Origin of the sequence: Methanococcoides seepicolus (assembly GCF_023684405.1) — an archaeon.
GTDB classification, from domain to species: domain Archaea; phylum Halobacteriota; class Methanosarcinia; order Methanosarcinales; family Methanosarcinaceae; genus Methanococcoides; species Methanococcoides seepicolus.
Window position 1 is genome coordinate 1 of the sequence record NZ_JAGSOI010000009.1, and the last position, 17,123, is coordinate 17,123.

The following is a 17,123-nucleotide window of genomic DNA, read 5'->3' on the forward strand; positions in this document are numbered from 1 at the left end:
AGTTCATTATCGATATTGATCATATGCGGGATTTAATACATGAGAAATTTATGGAGTGCTCATCAAAAATTAGCTTTGCAAAGAGATGGATTGAAAAGTTTCTTAGTGAAAAACAGAAGTCCAAAATGTTGGGTGTTTGACTATAATTAATTACGGTAAAAACGTTTACTTGAAAATTAAGGTAAATAGTTCGAATTTCTCCAAACAATAGAATTATTGAAAGTTTACGGTGAACTTTCTGCTTAAACCACCAATGACTTCCTAATATTGGTGTTTTTTTTCTTTTTTAGGTATTGGATTATATTTTTGGAGTTCGGTTTTTAAACGTTACCTATATCATTAAAAATGAGTGCGGGGGGAGGGATTCGAACCCTCGAAATCCTTCGATACCAGATCTTAAGTCTGGCGCCTTTGACCTAGCTGGGCGACCCCCGCATGAGAATTAGAACGGCTGCCTTACGCTTTTGGTCACCCCATAATTAAAGTTAAGTTACTTAAGCCTTATTCTAATGGAACATGAAGATAACATTTCTTGGAACAGGTGTGGCGATACCACAGAAGGGCAGGGTCCAGTCAGGTGTACTGATCGAGTTCGGGGAAAAGAAGGTACTTTTTGACTGCGGGGGTGGCATTCTTAATCGGATATTCGAAAGCGGGACATCACATACTGAGATCGACACAATTGTGCTTTCCCATCTGCACCTTGATCATGTGGCGGATGTCATGTGTCTGCTCAAAGCTAACTGGCTCTGTGAGAAGCTTGATTCGGTCATTTATGGACCTGTTGGGACGCAGGAATGGTTAGGGATGCTCATGGACATCTATCCGTATATGAAAGAGAAGGTCAATGTCGAGGTTCGGGAAGTTGCGGCAGGCGAAGGATTTGAGCTTGCAGACGGGTGCAGTGTCCAGTGTGGTAATGGGATACACAGTGTGCCTTCGCTTGGATATAGGGTTGAATACGATGGTAAGGTCGTTGTCTATTCAGGGGATACTGAGCCATGTGATGGCATCATGGAGCTGGCACAAGGTGCCGATACGCTTATTCACGAATGCTCGTTCCCGCTGGATTTTCCGATGACCAATCACGCCACACCTGACATGTTGCGACCATATCTCGAAGGGTCCGGTATCTCAAGGGTGTATCTGACTCATCTTTATCCTCACATGCAGGGGCACGAAGAGGAAGCTCTTGAATACATAAAAGAAAAGTTCGAGGGGGAAGTGCATATTGCTTCCGACCTCATGAAAGTTGAGCTCTGAAAACTAGTCAGGGCATTTTTCTAGTTCTAATTGGATGGGATGCCCTGCTTTCAGACCTCAATAAAGGACACGCTCACATTGTCCTGCTCAAGCTCAATAAGGGCCGCATATCCATCTGCTGCCATGCCGGGATTAACAAGGAATGTATCTCCTGATCTGGCAAATCCCCTTGCTTCGTGAATATGTGCACAGATGACCAGCTTTGAGCGGTCAATGAACTTGGCAACTGCTGCACTACCCACATTGTCTCCTGAGATGGAGTCCAGAAGTCCTTTTGGGGGTGCATGTGAGACCATTACTATATTGCCCTTACAATCACCCTCACAGGCATTGAACATGGGTTCAAGGGCATCCTCGATCTCCTGTTCCTCAAGTTCGAAAGGAGTGTTGAAAGGTGTTGGACTGGAACCTCCTATTCCTACGAACATGAAATCTCCTATTCTTTCGGTTGCCTTGTGCAAATTCACTATTTCCGAATCATCGAGTACTTCAAGGATATCTTTTTGATCGCAATTTCCGGGAACTGCAAAGACCGGTACATCAAAAACACCATTTAGTTGTTCCACTTCGCTGGAAGGTCCAAAGTTCGTAATGTCGCCGCTGATTACCACTACATCGATCTCACCGGCCTTTTCTTTAATATCTTCCAGGTGGGAAAAATCACCATGAATGTCAGCAATTGCAAGTATTTTCATTTATTTCACCTCATATAGACCGTTAGAAATTCCTGTCGCCACCGAGAATGCCGCCCAGTGCACTTTCACCTATGCCTGCAATACCGCCTTTTTCGCCCCTGTTTGAATCACTGGGGCCAATGGCTGCTGCTATCCTGTCAGCAAGGCGTGAGAATGGCAGGCTCTGAAGATATACCGTACCTGGTCCTGAGACCGTTGCCAGAACGATACCTTCGCCACCAAAGAGGGCATTCTTGAAACCGCCTACGAACTGTATGTCGTAGTTAACACTCTCTGAGAATGCCACCAGACAACCTGTATCAACCCTCAATGTTTCTCCCGGAGCAAGGTCTTTCTTGATTATCGTACCGCCTGCATGTACAAATGCAAGCCCTTTGCCTTTGAGTCTCTGGAGGATGAAACCTTCTCCTCCGAAAAGCCCTGCACCTATCTTCTTCGAGAATGCAATGGAAATATCGACTCCATCTGCAGCGCAGAGGAATGCGTCTTTCTGACAGAGGAAACTGCCACCTTCTGATGCAAGGTCTATGGGTATGATCTTGCCGGGATATGGTGCTCCAAAGGCCACTGTTCCCTTGCCTTTTCCGTTCTGGGTAAAAGAAGTTATAAAAAAGCTCTCGCCTGAGAATGCACGCTTCAGACCTTTAAGCAATCCTCCGCCAGTGGACGTTTCCATCTTGATGCCATCTCCCATGAACATCATTGCACCTGCTTCGGCCCTTACGGTCTCACCTTGATCAAGTTCTATCTCAACAAGCTGCATTTCATTCCCGTGGATCTTATAATCAATATCATCTGCCATTATTATTACTCCTCTATGGGACGGGATCCTCAATCGGGAAAGTCCCCTATGCAGAAATATTGCATTTGACAGCACATAAACGTATTGTAAGTAAACACAAAGGCCCTTTTTCGCATGAAGATCTCCTGGATCGTGTCCCTGTACATCCAAAGATATACTAAAATCAGCATCTTTGGACTTCAAATTGAACTGTATCTTAAACAATCTATAAATAGAAACATGGCACATTTATATTTGGGGTAACGGGAGGTTATCAAATTATGAATGCACAAAAAATCTTATCCATTTTCATTATCTTTGCTCTACTTGCCTGCACCTTGATTGCAGTGGGTTGTATTGGAACTGATAATGAAAACGACATTGTTGAAAATGAACAGAACGAAGAAAATATCATATCCCTTGATGAGATAATTGACATCGAATGGCAATGGTCAGGATTGACCGAGACACTTCCAGCCAGCCAATCCGTAGTTCCTGATCCGGAAAACTACACACTTTTCCTCAAGTCGGACGAGACATACTCCATTAAAGCAGACTGCAACATTGGAAGTGGAGGCTACACACTGGAAGGAAATGAGCTTACCTTAGCACCAGGGCCAATAACGCTTGCATACTGTGGTCCCGACTCGCTGGATAGTCAGTATCTTTCCCTGTTGAGCAATGTAACAACCGTCTCAATGGAAAATGATCAGCTTGTTCTCGGTATCGGGGAGAACGGCGATAGGATGCTTTTTGTTAAAGGAGAAGTAGTCGAGCAGTGAAACACCTGTTCCGACTATATTTTTTTGAATTTAGGAATGAATGGCATATAGTTCTCTTCATCCCACCAAATTAAATTTATACTTAAACGATTTCTGATTAAATAAGATGTGAGGGGTTCCTTGGTATAACTCTTTGAATTGTAGTACTACCAAGTATGATCAAAATTATAGTTTAAAAACGATCCGCAAACATAATTATGCAACATAATCATTTGCTGGGGCATTAAAGATTTCCAATTGCATAGAAATAGTTTTATTTTGTGCCCCCGTATTATTGTTTAATAATTTTTCTTACTTTGAGTGAGTCAATAAATCATGAATGATATCATCATCTGGATACTTATCGCTCTTTGTCTGGTCCAATCAGGGATCTTTTCGGGGTTGACAATTGGTCTTTTTGGACTGAGCCGTCTCAGGCTTGAGATCGAAGCCGAAGCTAACAACATACATGCACAGAAGGTCTTAAAACTAAGACATGATCCGCATTTGCTCCTTTCTACCTTATTGTGGGGTAATGTGTGTGTCAATGTACTGCTTACTCTTTTAACGGATTCAGTTATGTTGGGTAGCTCTGCGTTCATATTCTCGACAGTCTTCATCACCTGCTTTGGAGAGATAATGCCTCAGGCATATTTCACCAGAAATGCCTTAAAGATGGGTGCTTCCTTAACGCCTCTTGTCAAATTGTACATACTGCTGTTGTATCCTTTTACAAAACCTTCTGCAATGGTCCTTGATAGATGGCTTGGTAAAGAGAAACTTGAGTATTTCAAAGAAACATCCCTGAGGATAATGCTTCAGAAGCATATGAGGTCAGAAGCAAGCGATATTGATAAAATGGAAGGACTTGGCGCTCTTAATTTCTTGTCACTGGATGATCTTGGCATAAAACAGGAAGGTTCGCTTATAGACGAGAATACCATAATAGAACTTAATACAATTAACAACCTACCGGTTTTTCCGGAAGTCGGAACTCCGGATTTTGAGGTATTGCTTCATAAGATCGCATTTCCAGCTAAAAAATGGATAATCGCGGTCGATAAGAACAGGCATCCGGTTGTAGCAATAGATTCTACCTCTTTCATAAGAGATGCTATTTACAAAAAAGATGATTTCCGGCCACTAAGATATTGCCATGCTCCGATAATCGTAAAGAACTCTAATGTAAAGATAGGGGATGTACTCCATAAACTGAAGGTTTATCCTGTAGACTCCGAAGATGATGTCATAGATAATGACCTTATACTTTACTGGAATGATGACGATCCTGAAAAAATAGTCATAACAGGTTCTGACATACTCGGTCGCCTGTTCAGAGGCATAGTTAACAGGGTAAGATGAATTTCCTTCATTTTTTTTGTTGATTCTAATGAAGGCTTTTAATTCATGTTAATTGTCAGCATGCAATGTTGATCAGAGTAGATATGTTTTTATTCTATATTCTTTATTATGAACCATTCCACAGTACAAATTAACTAACTCAAAAAAGGCTTTGTGTTATCCAAGGGTGCATTTAATCTAATAACACATGGTAATCACCAAAAAAAGACAGGATACTGAAGAAAATGCGAGATTTTGTGATAATTGCTCATAAGGCTTTGACAACAGGTGACTTTTCCCTGAATGACCTCCCTGGTTCAGCAGGGCGCATGGATATCCTTTGCAGGTGCATCAATTCATGCCTGTTCCTTTCACACGACCTTAGGCGGGATGTTCAGGTACATCTGGTACTTCTTGGAGAACCGGAGCCAGGAAAGATCATACGCTTTGATAGTGAGCATGTCAGATATCTCAATCCTGATGAAAGGAGTGCCGGCTCACTTATCAAGAAAGCATTACAGAAGACTGCCGGAGAATATGAGGCACGCTCAACTCCAGGTGTGTTCATCAGAAGTGGGAACCTTGGGACATTGCTTCATGAGTTCAAAGAGGTAGGACGCAGGCTCATTTATCTGCATGAAGATGGTGAGGATGTCCGCGAGCTTTCCGACCTTACGAACAATGCTGTTTTCATTCTTGGTGACCATATGGGAGTTACCGAAGAGGAAGAGCAGTTAATAGAAGAGCATGGAGCTAAGACCATCTCTCTTGGTCCGATACCGCTACATGCCGACCATTGTATCATACTTATCAACAACGAGATAGACCGGAATTTGTCAGGTACATCCCAGTAAAACAGGAAGAAGGAAGTGATCAGTTGAACGTGCTCGATATTGCAAAAAAGATCGTCCGTGAAGGACCGATATGTGACCATTGTATGGGAAGACAGTTCGCAAAACTCTCTACCGGACTTACCAATGACAAACGAGGGAGTGCTATCAAGCTTGCCCTTGCTATGGAAGGAGACCGCATTAACAAGGACGAAGGTGACAAGGAGATACTGGAAGACCTGAGCACTTCAAGTGTCAATGCACGCAAATCCCTTAGACTTAAAGGCGAGGATGAAAAATGCTGGGTTTGCCTTGGTCTTTTCGAAAAGCTTGACACATGGGCAGAAAGGGCAGAGACTGCATTGAAGGACTATGAGCATTCCACTTTCCTTGTCGGAACGAAGATGAGTGGGCTTTTGAGCGAGAATGAGGAGATTATCTGGACTGAATCCGGGACCACCTATGCGGAACAGTTCAAATCCGAGATGAACCGTGAGGTCGGAAAGCTCATTGCAGAAAGGACCGGCAAAGAGGTCAAACTCGAAAATCCGGACATTCTTGTAACGCTCGATCTTGCTGAAGAGAAAGTTCATCTGCAGGTACGTTCGGTCTATATTCTCGGCAGGTACCGGAAAATGGTGCGTACTATTCCACAGACGCGCTGGCCATGCCGGACATGCAGGGGAAGGGGCTGTGAGACCTGTAACTTCACAGGAAAGCAATACCCTGAATCCGTTGACGAACTTATCAAGGATCCTGTCGTGGAAGCCCTTAAGGCAAAGGATACGAAGTTCCACGGGGCAGGGCGCGAGGATATCGATGCTCTGATGCTTGGGACCGGTAGGCCGTTCGTGGTCGAAGCGGTCGAACCCATGCTGCGTACATGCGATCTTGCAAAGGTTGAAAAAGAGATCAATGAACGTGCAGGTGGAAAGATTGAGGTAGAAGGGCTAACATTCACTCCGAAGAGCACTGTCGAGAACCTTAAGACCGTAAAGGCGGATAAGGTTTATAAACTTAAAGTTACATTCAAAGAGCAAATTCCAGAGGATAAACTCAGGTCTACCATCAATGAACTTATTGGTGCGCAGATCCAACAGAGAACACCACAGCGTGTTTCACACAGAAGGGCCGATCTGGTTCGTAAGCGAACTGTTCATGACATGAAGCTTAACGAATTAACAGATGATTACGCAATGATCGAAGTTCATTGTGAAGGCGGCCTGTATGTAAAGGAACTGATATCCAGTGACGAAGGAAGGACCATACCAAGCCTTACCGGGCTTCTTGGTTCACAGGCTTTCGTTACAGAACTGGATGTTGTCGGGGTCGACATATAAGTCACCCAATATCAAATTTATCAAATACAGGTCTATCCACGACCTGAAATAATGGAGGAAAACAATGCCAACATCAAACGGTGAACGTAGCTGTACTAGGTACAAATTGAAGAAGACAGTAAGGGAACGAGGTCTCTCCCCTATAAGCAAGGCAATTCAGGATTTCGAAGACGGCCAGATGGTCCACATCGATATCGATCCAAGCGTACAGAAGGGAATGCCAAACGCAAAGTTCCAGGGGAAGACCGGTAAGGTACTTGGGAAGCGCGGAAGGGCTTATCTTTTACAGGTAACAGATGGAAACTCTAAGAAAGAGGTCATCTCCCTGTCACAGCACTTGAAACCACAGAAATACTAAATTCAACATCCAGGCTAGTAATGGCCTGGGCGTGACCTTTTATTGTCGATAGTTATATCTGTGTGGAAGTCCATCTGACAGATAGCATCTGCTATTACTTTAGCAGGTACAAAAACGTTAAACATATCTAATTCCAAAGAGTGTATTTTAATGATAGTCAAACACATTCAGAGCGAAGAATTATTGACCGTTCCTGAGGTCAAGGAAATACTTAACAGAATAATGGAAGAGCGCGTGGCACGGGAAGAAGAGCTTGGATATGAACTTCGCAAAGCTATCAACCATGCGGACATGTTTGCAAAGATGGATGCAAGCCGATCCAGAGAACTTGTTAACAAGCTTCTTGAGATGGAGAAGATGAAGCCTGAGATCGCAATACATATTGCTGATATTGCACCTCTGACAAGGGATGAGCTCAGGACAGTCTATGCAAAAGAAAGATTCACATTGACCGAAGAAGAGCTGGACGCAATATTGGCCCTTGTGATCGAGGCAATGGAATAAATTTATATCTCATACTTTACTTTTTTTAGTGGGAACAGTAAGTTTTCAACATTAATCCATAACATACTGGAGGATATCTATGAGTAAGAAGGGAACGCCGCCTGAGAAAGAGGATTACGCATGGGTCCTTGACTACCTGCCATACGGAAGCACTACTGACAAACGTCCAGCATATCAAAAGAAACCTCTCGTACAGGCAATTGGTGACAAACACTTCGCTCTTATGGAGCTGGTTCCTAAGGAAGGAGCAAATCCTGAGATACAGTCCAAAGTCTATGTCGGCGATGGGGATCGGGATGTCATTGATCACGTTAAACACAGGATCCACTTTGATGACCTAAGCCACGGAGCACAGCTCGAGCTACCTTTTGTTCTTGAGATCTGCGTCAAAGACCAGGAAGATAAATTCGTTAAATTCTTCAACGATGCACATTCAATAACAACAAGACTGCACATGCTTGAGCTTCTGCCAGGTATCGGAAAGAAGCTGATGTGGGCTATAATCGATGAGCGCAAGAAAGGTGAGTTCAATGATCTGCAGGATCTCCATGATCGTGTGGGTGGAGTGCACATTCCGCAAAAGATCATCGTAAACCGTATCCTTGAAGAGCTCAAGGATGATAACATCAAATACAGGCTCTTTACAACAGCAATGCAGCAACAGAAGCGTGACTGATAATAAGGTGTCATTGACTTGGTCCGAAAAATATTACAAAAATATGGCATCCGTGGTGGATGTCATGACCAACATTTTTTGATCGATGAGCGATCACTTGATTCTATTGTCGATCAAGCGGAGCTTTCTGAAAAGGATGTCGTACTGGAGATCGGAGGGGGTATAGGGAATCTTACCGAACGTCTTCTTGAAAAAGCGGGCAAGGTCTACGTCATCGAACTTGATCCTGCACTTGTACATGTCCTCAAAGACCGCTTTTCTGATAATGAGAAAATAGAGATAATCCCTGGCGATGTCCTTAAGTTAGATCTTCCGAAATTCAATAAGGTTGTCGCAAATCTTCCCTATTCAATATCATCTCCTATAACTTTTAAGCTCTTTAAGCACGAGTTTGAACTGGGGATACTGATGTATCAGTATGAATTTGCACAGCGCATGGTGGCTAAAGCAAATACTGAAGACTACAGCAGGCTTTCAGTGAACACGCATTATTTTGCCGATGCAGATATTATCATGAAGATACCACCATCTGCATTCTCACCGCCTCCGGAAGTCTGGTCCGCTGTTGTGAAAGTAGTTCCAAGGCCATCTTCTTTCCACGTTGAAGACCCTCAATTCTTCCTTGATCTGGTAACCGCAGTATTCCTCCAGCGTAGGAAAAAGCTAAGGAATGCCATTATAAAGGGTAATCATCTGTTAAATGTTCCAAACATCAAGCAGATAGTGGCCGAACTGCCTGAAGAGTTCATGTCCAAGAGAGCCGAAAACCTTGAACCGCACGAACTAGCGGAGATCGCTAACCATATCTTTAAAATGAAAGCTACCTCCTAAAAGCATGGTGACCATAACATATAGGGATGCAGACATCGAACTTGATGAGAATGTCTACGATCCTGCCGAAGATTCATACCTGCTTGCAGATGTTGCAATAGATGTGGCACAGGATGGAATGAGTGTACTCGAGGTTGGTGCAGGGACTGGTTTTGTCTCAGCGGTCCTTCAAGCCAATGTGGGTGTGGACCTCGTTGCCACGGAAATAAGCCCCTTTGCAGCCGAATGTGCCAAACGCAATGGTGTCGTGGTTATCAGGGCAGATATGTTCGGATGCTTTAAATCTGGGACAAAGTTCGATCTTATTCTTTTTAATCCTCCGTATCTTCCTACAGCAGAAGATGAAAAGATCCCCGGCTGGCTGAACTATGCTTTTGATGGCGGTGTTGACGGACGCGAAGCAGTCAATAGATTCCTTGAAGAGGTGACTCCCTACCTAAGTAATGGGGGAATTATCCTTATGTTGATATCGTCCCTTACTGGTATGGATGAAGTAAAAATGCGTATGCGGAAGCAGGGACTGGAAGTCGAGATCTGCAACATTGACCGGGATTGTTTTTTTGAAGAACTGATGGTACTGAAAGGCACTTTAAAAGCTTCAGAGCAACTTTAATATAAACGAATAGGTTTTGCATAAACATCACACAACTCTTATATACAAGCCCTGCTCATTTATCTTAGGAAGAAGGTACTACATAATTTACCTTTTTATCTGATCTGTGAATTACGATTTTTAAGAGTTGCAACAAAGGAGTGATAAAAATGCAATACAGCATGGGCATTGATGCCGGTGGGACATACACTGACTCGGTTATAATTAGGGACTCTGACGGTGAAATAGTAGATTCAAATAAAGCACTGACGACCTATCCGAACCTTCTTGAAGGTATAAAGAACTCCCTTGAAGGTCTTGATCAGTCATATCTGGAAGATGTCAAACTCGTCTCCGTATCAACTACTCTGTCAACCAACACTATCCTCGAAAGCACTGGATATCCTGTTGCACTAATCATGGCAGGCGATTATCTCATCCCTGACACTCATTCAATAACTAATTATTTCATTGCTGAAGGTGGCCACGGCCCGAACGGCGAAGAAACAAGGCCACTTGACCTCGATGGTGTCAAAGATTATGTGCTTCAGAACAAAGGCAAGGTGTCAGCCTTTGCAGTCTCGTCCTATTTTAGTATCCGCAATCCTGATCATGAGCTCCAGATAAAGGAAATGATAAAGGACCTCACAGGTCTTCCCGTAGTTTGCGGACATGAACTCTCTCAGGACCTGGGTGCTTATAATCGTGGGATAACAGCATACCTCAATGCACAGCTCATCCCCATAACAGACCACTTTATCGAGACCATTATCAATGAGATGGAAAGAAGGGATATAAAAGCAAGGGTCCTTATGCTCAAATGTGATGGTTCCGTTGCGGGCATCGATGAAGCAAAAGAAAAACCTATTGAATCTATCTTTTCCGGACCTGCTGCAAGTCTTGTAGGTGCAGCTTATCTGAGTGGTTCGAAAACCTGTGCCGTGATCGATGTCGGAGGAACGAGCACAGATGTTTCAATGATAAGCAACGAGCTTCCTGAACTCTGTGATGAGGGTGCCATCGTTGGTGGCTGGCAGACAAAGGTCAAGGCGATCCGCATGGAGACATCAGCCATGGGTGGTGACAGCCATATATGGATAAAGAACCAGCGTCCGAACATCGGTCCAAGAAGGGTCATTCCTTTGTGTGTTGCCGCTTCAAAGTACCCTGAGCTGATCGATAAGCTGAAACTGGCAAGGATACCCTCAAGGATGCTCTTAGGTGAAAATATCCAGCCTACCAAATATTTCATCCGTACGGGAAGAGAACCTCAGAACGAACTCAGTCCTTCCGAAAAAGAGATATTTGACAAAATTGGGGACGCACCGGTATCAATCAGTGAGATCTTCATAGACCGACTGCCATCACCGGTCTTTCTTGATCTGTTGATACAAAAGCGGCTCATACAGGGAATAGGATTCACCCCAACCGATGCACTGCACGTTCTTGGCGAATACACCGAATGGAATTCCGAAGCTTCCAATATTGCTGCCAAGACACTTGGAAGAATGACCCATCAGAGCAAAATAGAATTTTGCCAGACGGTAAAGAAGGAAGTTGTAAAGAACATGGTCATCTACCTGATGTCCTATCTGCTTGAAAATGTACATCCGGATGAGATAAGGAAGGTCATTGAAGGAAATTATCACACAAAGTTCAAGCTCGATGTCCCGGTAGTACTTCTGGGAGGACCTGTCAGGGCATATGTGGATGATGTCAGAGAGATCATCGATGCTGAGATAGTCTTGCCGAAACATTCCGAGGTCGGAAATGCTGTGGGTGCTCTTGTGGGCAAGGGTATCAAGCGGATAGAGATCCTCATCAAGAACGTAAGGCAAAGGACCAAAGCAAACATCACGATGTTCGCACCAGGTGAGAGAAAGGTCTTCATGACCCATCCTGAAGCTCTCGAATATGCTGATAACCTCGGAAGGGAACTTGTACTCAGTTACATGGCCGAAGCAGGGCTTAATGCAGGTGATGTACGTATTGAAGTTACGAGGAATGACATTTCCATGCATGGTGACAGCTTGCCAATTGAGACTAAGCTCGTCTTTGTAGGTATCGGCACTCCGAAAAGAGAGGTCAATATCTAATTTTAAGATTGGATATTGGCGTTCGTTCCCATTGGATGCAGGAGGTTTAGACGTGAATTATGCATTGGTCATAAATGGTCAATGTACTTCCTGCATTGCAGAACAAAATCCCAATCTTCATATACATCTACCTTAATCCTAAAGGCATACGAAGCAATTCATGATGGCCATTTCATAAAAAAGCCATCATAACATTATCATTAAACAGAACTGGATAGCAATTATCCAAAATATCAAAATTTACTCATAAAGGAATCAGATCATGAAATATAGCCTTGGTATTGATGCAGGAGGAACTTATACAGATGCCGTTCTTATCAACGATGAGGATGGAAACGTAGTCGGAGCCAAAAAAGCACGTACGACCTATCCGGACCTGCTTGTGGGGATACAGAATGCCCTTGACGGTGTCGATCAGGAAATATTGCAACAGGTAAAGCTCGTTTCAGTTTCCACTACTCTTGCAACAAATACTATTCTTGAAAAAACGGGGTATCCCGTAGGCCTGATACTTGTAGGCAATGCTGACATACCCAAAAATTCCGCCATAAAATATTCTATTTCAGTAGATGGCGGCCACAGTTCCGGCGGAAATGAGACTGCACCACTCGATATTGATTCAGTAAAGGAGTTCGTTGAAAGTGTAAAGGCGAAGGTCTCAGCTTTTGCAGTATCCTCATATTTCAGTGTGAGGAATCCGGAACATGAGCAAAAGGTAAAAGAGATCGTCACAGAGCTTACCGGAATGCCTGTCATTTGCGGACATGAGCTTTCCCAATCACTCGGCGCTTATGATCGGGGAATCACTGCATTCCTGAACGCACAGTTACTTCCTATCACTAACCAGTTCATGAACACCGTTGTCTCGGAAATCGAGCGGCGTGGCATCGATGCCAAGCTTATGATGCTAAAATGTGACGGTTCCATTGAGGGGATATCGGAAGCTCTCAAACATCCTATTGAGTCTATTTTTACTGGACCTGCAGCAAGTCTTCTTGGTGCTGCTTACCTGTCGAAGGAGCCGAGCTGTGTTGTTATTGATGTAGGTGGTACCAGTACAGATGTTTCATTGATAGCTGATGGATTACCACAGATATCCGACACAGGTGCTGTTGTCGGAGGATGGCAGACAAAGGTCGAAGCTATTAAAATGGAAACTTCGGCAATGGGCGGAGACAGCCATGTCTGGGTACGTAACCATGTGATCAGCATAGGGCCAAGAAGGGTAGTTCCGCTTTGTGTGGCTGCTTCGAAGTATCCGAGGATCATAGAGAAGCTAAAACAGGGACAATCTATCTCACGAACCCAGCTTGGAGAAAATCTCCAGCCGACCAAGTTCTTCATCAGGACAGAACAGGAACCTATTGAAATCACTCAAAGGGAAGAAGAACTTCTCAACAGGATCGGGGACGAGCCTGTTAATGTAGCTGAAATATATTGGGAAAGCCGGAAGATGCCATCACCTATGCTTCTTGACAGCCTCATTCAGAAGAGGCTTGTTCAGGCTATAGGATTTACTCCAACCGATGCACTGCATGCTCTTGGGGACTATGATGAATGGAATACCGAAGCAGCTATCCTGGGTGCTGAGCAGATGTGTATCTTCGCTGATATGGAAGTGAAGGACCTGTGTCTTGATATCAAGAAGAAGGTTGCAAAGAACATGGCTTTGAATCTGCTTTCCTACTTGATGGAAAGCGTAGCTCCTGCTGAAATTGAAAAAGGTCTTGATGGTGATTATCTCGCAGGTTTCAAGACAGATGTGCCAGTGGTGCTGCTTGGTGGCCCTGTCCGTGCATATACTGAAGAGATTAAGAAGTTCGTTGATGCGAATATCCTTCTGCCTGAGTATGCAGAGGTCGGTAATGCTGTAGGCGCGCTTGCAGGAAAAGGTGTGAAGAGGATCGAGATACTTATTAGGGTCACTTTCGGCGAATCAAAATATAATCTGAAACCTACCAGTATAAGCGTATTTTCACCACAGGGCAAGCATGAGATGAAAAATTATGATGAAGCTGTCCAATTTGTGGAGAAGCTTGGTAATGATATTGTCATGCAGTACATGAAAGATGCCCAGCTTGATGATGGGGAAATAAAGATAGAGGTCAGCAAGAGGGAGATAAATCCGATGAACACTGGTATCCCTCTGGAAACAAAATATGCATTTTTGGGTATTGCTGAACTTAAAAGATAAGCAATGCTGTGAAGGCTAAAGTTGCATTACTTTCACCTCACATGGTAAAATTATATTATTAAACCATGTGAAGGTGTTAGTATGATTTACGATTTTAAACGTCAAGTTGAATGTGCATAAATTTATAAAGTATATACTCTTCATTTTACTATGGTAAATTGGCAAAAAAACCGCTTTTGTATATGACTGGATTGGTAAAATCGATTTTATCACCGATTCTCCATGGAGGATTATAAAGAAAGTTGAATTAATTTTAAGATAATTACTATATAATTAAAGTGGGGTTTAAATTTGAAACAAGAGGAAATATACCTTAAGATTGAAACACGTCTTCCTGATTATGATATATTTGAAAATGCTATAATGAAGAGCATACATGAGAACTATTTTATTTTAGTTTATCAATCGATATATAACCAAATAGGTTATGATAATTTCTCAAATCAAAAGTTCAATACTGAGGATTTTAAGTCATTTCTCACAAAAAATAACTTTGTAGATCTCGTAAATGAAATGTACAGGACAAGAATATCTTCCAAAGGAATGGAAAACATTAGGCACCTAGTGCAACAAGTTGACAGCTTCGATGATTATGAAAAAGCATTGATGATTTTTGAAAAAAGTGATCGGCGTAATTTAAACGGAACAGTAATAAAACCTAGCCCTTGGAGTTTTGGAACAAAACTATTGCATTTTTATAATCCACAAGAAAATCCGATTCTGGATACAATTGTCAGAGATAACTTAAAAATTGGATATATGGATGCAAAAGTGTGTATGGAATTCAGAAAAGCAGCTAATTGTTTCATAAATAAGCATGATGACTATTTTGATAAGATTGCCAAATCTGAAAACATAAAAAAAGAATTAGGGGAGCGCTATATACCAATTCCATTTTCAAAAATGGGCTTACTTGACATGGCATTATATTGAAACTGATATAGGTCATTCTTTTATTTTAACCCAGATAGGCAACAACTTTATCTTGTCAAATAAAAAGTATAACATGTTTAATTTTTACTGTGTGTAATATTTACAACTTTTTCTTTCACTATGTAGGTCAAAATATAAGTCAAAATATAAGTCAATTCTTAAATATCAAATTCCCATATATACTATCGGGAATTTGATATGACATTTACAGGACAAGCTTATGCACTAGGTGCCGGAACGATCATAAACGCCATCGCTACCTGGAAAGGGGCGGCTTTTGGAGTTGATCTGAAAACATTTGTTGATGTTGAACTGACAAAAGAGAGTTCTTCTTTTATCGGCACTATTGAAGGTGTGCCGCAGGGGGACACTACGCTTATTGAAAGGTCCATGGAGCTTGTCCTCGAGCACTTTGGCATTGAAATGGGTGGAACCATTGTTACAAGGAGCGAGATACCCCTTGCAAGCGGTTTGAAAAGCAGCAGTGCTGCTGCCAATGCTACTATTCTGGCTACGCTGGATGCTCTTGGTGAAACCCTTGAACCGCTGGATGCAGTTAAAATGGGCGTAAGAGCAGCGAAGGATGCCGGTGTAACTATCACCGGGGCTTTTGATGATGCATGTGCCTCATTCTTTGGTGGGATCGTTGTGACGGACAACCGGACGAACGAGCTGGTCAAACGCACTGAAAAGGAGATGGATGTGGTTATCTTTGCACCGGACAGGCAGTCCTTCAGTTCACAGACGAATGTGCATAATTCAGAACTGCTGGCTCCCTGGGTGGATATGGCATACGATCTCGCACTTGATGGGGAATATGAAAAGGCTATGACGCTTAACGGTTTCCTTTATTGTGGCGCTCTTGGTTTTAGCACTGATATTATGATGGAAGCATTGAAATGCGGAGTGAAGGGAGTAAGTTTATCCGGGACGGGTCCTGCATATTGTGCTCTTGTCGACCGGAATATGGCAGACACTCTGAAGAAAGTGTGGGACGATCTTGGGACAAGCGGAAAAGTGATAAAGACCAAGATTAATAATGAAGGATTAACTAAACCTTAATTTGCAGTGGAGACCATGACCGCAATAGAAGAAGTCCGCAATAAGATCGAACAGATCGACTACGAGATCATAAAACTTATTGGAGAGCGTATCGATTGTGCGACTGATGTTCTTGATGTAAAAAAGAAAGAGCATATGTCTATCAATGATGGTACGCAGAACCATGTGGTACTCGACAGAGCCACAAATGCAGCAACCGAAAGGAACCTTGATTCAGGCGCAGTGAAAGAAATATTCGAGATCCTTATCAGAATGAGCATTGAGCGCCAACATGAACTTAGTGGGGAAGGCAATCTTCCCTGAAGGAGAAAAAAATGGTAGATATTTCAATATTAATGGGGTCTGAATCAGACCACGCAATAGCAACCCGAGTTACAGCTGTCCTTGAGGATACCGACTACTCTTTTGAAGTAGAAGTTATTTCAGCACACCGTGACCCTGAAAAACTTGAAGAATATATTGCTAAGAGCGATGCAAATGTTTTCATTGCGATCGCAGGTCTTTCTGCAGCACTCCCGGGTGTCATTGCCTCTAAGACCATGAAACCTGTTATTGGTGTACCTGTTAGTGCAAAACTCGGAGGGCTTGATGCACTCTTATCCATAGTTCAGATGCCACCAGGAGTTCCTGTCGCAAGCGTCGGTATCGATAATGGTGCCAATGCCGCAAAACTTGCTATAAGAATACTTGATCTTTTTGACTGAAAAGAACCTGGCGGAAAAAGGCACTACCCTTTTCCATCATTTTGCTTCACAAAACATTGAGCATATAAATATTTTTATTTATATTTTAAATATACTGGCTAAAAATAATTCCAAGATAGTACTCAATCTCTATCTTCTTTTATCTTTCCTTCACCATCATAT

General features: G+C 42.9%; 18 protein-coding genes and 1 tRNA gene. 16 read left to right on the forward strand and 3 right to left on the reverse strand.

All coding sequences use genetic code 11. The annotated features are described in order from the left end of the window. Positions 1-350: 350 nt before the first annotated feature. A tRNA-Leu gene (locus KDK67_RS03640) sits at positions 351-435 on the reverse strand. 81 nt (positions 436-516) lie between these two features. Between KDK67_RS03640 and KDK67_RS03645 the strand changes: the two genes are divergently transcribed. Beyond that, the gene (locus tag KDK67_RS03645; protein ID WP_250867476.1) at positions 517-1,263 is read left to right on the forward strand and encodes an MBL fold metallo-hydrolase; all 747 of its coding nucleotides are present in this window, start codon (positions 517-519) and stop codon (positions 1,261-1,263) included. A 50-nt stretch (positions 1,264-1,313) separates the two neighbouring features. Here KDK67_RS03645 and KDK67_RS03650 read toward each other — a convergent pair whose 3' ends face one another. Further along, the gene (locus tag KDK67_RS03650) at positions 1,314-1,958 is read right to left on the reverse strand and encodes a metallophosphoesterase (RefSeq protein WP_250867477.1); all 645 of its coding nucleotides are present in this window, start codon (positions 1,956-1,958) and stop codon (positions 1,314-1,316) included. 22 nt (positions 1,959-1,980) lie between these two features. Next, complete coding sequence (locus KDK67_RS03655) at positions 1,981-2,760, reverse strand: TIGR00266 family protein (RefSeq protein WP_250867478.1); 780 nt, start codon at positions 2,758-2,760, stop codon at positions 1,981-1,983. 260 nt (positions 2,761-3,020) lie between these two features. Between KDK67_RS03655 and KDK67_RS03660 the strand changes: the two genes are divergently transcribed. The 15 genes from KDK67_RS03660 (at position 3,021) to purE (ending at position 16,961) form a co-directional block, all read left to right on the forward strand. Next, the gene (locus KDK67_RS03660) at positions 3,021-3,521 is read left to right on the forward strand and encodes an META domain-containing protein (RefSeq protein ID WP_250867479.1); all 501 of its coding nucleotides are present in this window, start codon (positions 3,021-3,023) and stop codon (positions 3,519-3,521) included. A gap of 315 nt (positions 3,522-3,836) precedes the next feature. Further along, positions 3,837-4,862: a DUF21 domain-containing protein gene (locus KDK67_RS03665; RefSeq protein ID WP_250867480.1), complete on the forward strand. Its 1,026-nt coding sequence runs from the start codon at positions 3,837-3,839 to the stop codon at positions 4,860-4,862. Between the two features lie 224 nt (positions 4,863-5,086). Continuing rightward, the gene (trmY, locus tag KDK67_RS03670; RefSeq protein WP_250867481.1) at positions 5,087-5,695 is read left to right on the forward strand and encodes a tRNA (pseudouridine(54)-N(1))-methyltransferase TrmY; all 609 of its coding nucleotides are present in this window, start codon (positions 5,087-5,089) and stop codon (positions 5,693-5,695) included. Between the two features lie 23 nt (positions 5,696-5,718). After that, complete coding sequence (locus KDK67_RS03675) at positions 5,719-7,011, forward strand: tRNA pseudouridine(54/55) synthase Pus10 (protein ID WP_250867482.1); 1,293 nt, start codon at positions 5,719-5,721, stop codon at positions 7,009-7,011. 64 nt (positions 7,012-7,075) lie between these two features. Beyond that, positions 7,076-7,369 carry a 50S ribosomal protein L21e gene (locus KDK67_RS03680; protein ID WP_250867483.1) on the forward strand — a complete coding sequence of 98 codons (294 nt, stop codon included), beginning with the start codon at positions 7,076-7,078 and terminating at the stop codon, positions 7,367-7,369. Between the two features lie 150 nt (positions 7,370-7,519). Continuing rightward, entirely contained in the window at positions 7,520-7,873 is a 354-nt protein-coding gene (locus tag KDK67_RS03685; protein WP_172367089.1) for an RNA polymerase Rpb4 family protein, read from the forward strand. Positions 7,874-7,952: 79 nt separating this feature from the next. Further along, the gene (locus KDK67_RS03690) at positions 7,953-8,549 is read left to right on the forward strand and encodes a DUF655 domain-containing protein (RefSeq protein ID WP_250867484.1); all 597 of its coding nucleotides are present in this window, start codon (positions 7,953-7,955) and stop codon (positions 8,547-8,549) included. An 18-nt stretch (positions 8,550-8,567) separates the two neighbouring features. Beyond that, positions 8,568-9,380 (forward strand): 16S rRNA (adenine(1518)-N(6)/adenine(1519)-N(6))-dimethyltransferase RsmA, encoded by an 813-nt coding sequence (gene rsmA, locus KDK67_RS03695; RefSeq protein ID WP_250867485.1) that lies wholly within the window; start codon positions 8,568-8,570, stop codon positions 9,378-9,380. A gap of 4 nt (positions 9,381-9,384) precedes the next feature. Then, on the forward strand, positions 9,385-9,993 hold the full coding sequence (locus KDK67_RS03700; protein ID WP_250867486.1) for a HemK2/MTQ2 family protein methyltransferase: 609 nt from the start codon (positions 9,385-9,387) through the stop codon (positions 9,991-9,993). 149 nt (positions 9,994-10,142) lie between these two features. Continuing rightward, positions 10,143-12,068 (forward strand): hydantoinase/oxoprolinase family protein, encoded by a 1,926-nt coding sequence (locus KDK67_RS03705; protein WP_250867487.1) that lies wholly within the window; start codon positions 10,143-10,145, stop codon positions 12,066-12,068. Positions 12,069-12,330: 262 nt separating this feature from the next. Continuing rightward, entirely contained in the window at positions 12,331-14,262 is a 1,932-nt protein-coding gene (locus tag KDK67_RS03710; protein ID WP_250867488.1) for a hydantoinase/oxoprolinase family protein, read from the forward strand. 291 nt (positions 14,263-14,553) lie between these two features. After that, positions 14,554-15,195, forward strand: a complete 642-nt coding sequence (locus KDK67_RS03715) for a hypothetical protein (RefSeq protein ID WP_250867489.1) — start codon at positions 14,554-14,556, stop codon at positions 15,193-15,195. Between the two features lie 198 nt (positions 15,196-15,393). Next, positions 15,394-16,257 (forward strand): shikimate kinase, encoded by an 864-nt coding sequence (locus tag KDK67_RS03720; protein ID WP_250867490.1) that lies wholly within the window; start codon positions 15,394-15,396, stop codon positions 16,255-16,257. A 15-nt stretch (positions 16,258-16,272) separates the two neighbouring features. Then, entirely contained in the window at positions 16,273-16,560 is a 288-nt protein-coding gene (locus KDK67_RS03725) for a chorismate mutase (protein ID WP_250867491.1), read from the forward strand. 11 nt (positions 16,561-16,571) lie between these two features. Next, positions 16,572-16,961 (forward strand): 5-(carboxyamino)imidazole ribonucleotide mutase, encoded by a 390-nt coding sequence (purE, locus tag KDK67_RS03730; protein ID WP_250867492.1) that lies wholly within the window; start codon positions 16,572-16,574, stop codon positions 16,959-16,961. Positions 16,962-17,123: the final 162 nt, after the last annotated feature.

Excerpts from the sequence above, each read along its gene's own strand:
- KDK67_RS03645 (WP_250867476.1), top strand. The coding sequence starts at position 517 with ATGAAGATAACATTTCTTGGAACAGGTGTGGCGATACCACAGAAGGGC.
- KDK67_RS03650 (WP_250867477.1), bottom strand. The coding sequence starts at position 1,958 with ATGAAAATACTTGCAATTGCTGACATTCATGGTGATTTTTCCCACCTG.
- KDK67_RS03655 (WP_250867478.1), bottom strand. The coding sequence starts at position 2,760 with ATGGCAGATGATATTGATTATAAGATCCACGGGAATGAAATGCAGCTT.
- KDK67_RS03660 (WP_250867479.1), top strand. The coding sequence starts at position 3,021 with ATGAATGCACAAAAAATCTTATCCATTTTCATTATCTTTGCTCTACTT.
- KDK67_RS03665 (WP_250867480.1), top strand. The coding sequence starts at position 3,837 with ATGAATGATATCATCATCTGGATACTTATCGCTCTTTGTCTGGTCCAA.
- trmY (WP_250867481.1), top strand. The coding sequence starts at position 5,087 with ATGCGAGATTTTGTGATAATTGCTCATAAGGCTTTGACAACAGGTGAC.
- KDK67_RS03680 (WP_250867483.1), top strand. The coding sequence starts at position 7,076 with ATGCCAACATCAAACGGTGAACGTAGCTGTACTAGGTACAAATTGAAG.
- KDK67_RS03685 (WP_172367089.1), top strand. The coding sequence starts at position 7,520 with ATGATAGTCAAACACATTCAGAGCGAAGAATTATTGACCGTTCCTGAG.
- KDK67_RS03690 (WP_250867484.1), top strand. The coding sequence starts at position 7,953 with ATGAGTAAGAAGGGAACGCCGCCTGAGAAAGAGGATTACGCATGGGTC.
- KDK67_RS03700 (WP_250867486.1), top strand. The coding sequence starts at position 9,385 with ATGGTGACCATAACATATAGGGATGCAGACATCGAACTTGATGAGAAT.
- KDK67_RS03705 (WP_250867487.1), top strand. The coding sequence starts at position 10,143 with ATGCAATACAGCATGGGCATTGATGCCGGTGGGACATACACTGACTCG.
- KDK67_RS03710 (WP_250867488.1), top strand. The coding sequence starts at position 12,331 with ATGAAATATAGCCTTGGTATTGATGCAGGAGGAACTTATACAGATGCC.
- KDK67_RS03720 (WP_250867490.1), top strand. The coding sequence starts at position 15,394 with ATGACATTTACAGGACAAGCTTATGCACTAGGTGCCGGAACGATCATA.
- KDK67_RS03725 (WP_250867491.1), top strand. The coding sequence starts at position 16,273 with ATGACCGCAATAGAAGAAGTCCGCAATAAGATCGAACAGATCGACTAC.
- purE (WP_250867492.1), top strand. The coding sequence starts at position 16,572 with ATGGTAGATATTTCAATATTAATGGGGTCTGAATCAGACCACGCAATA.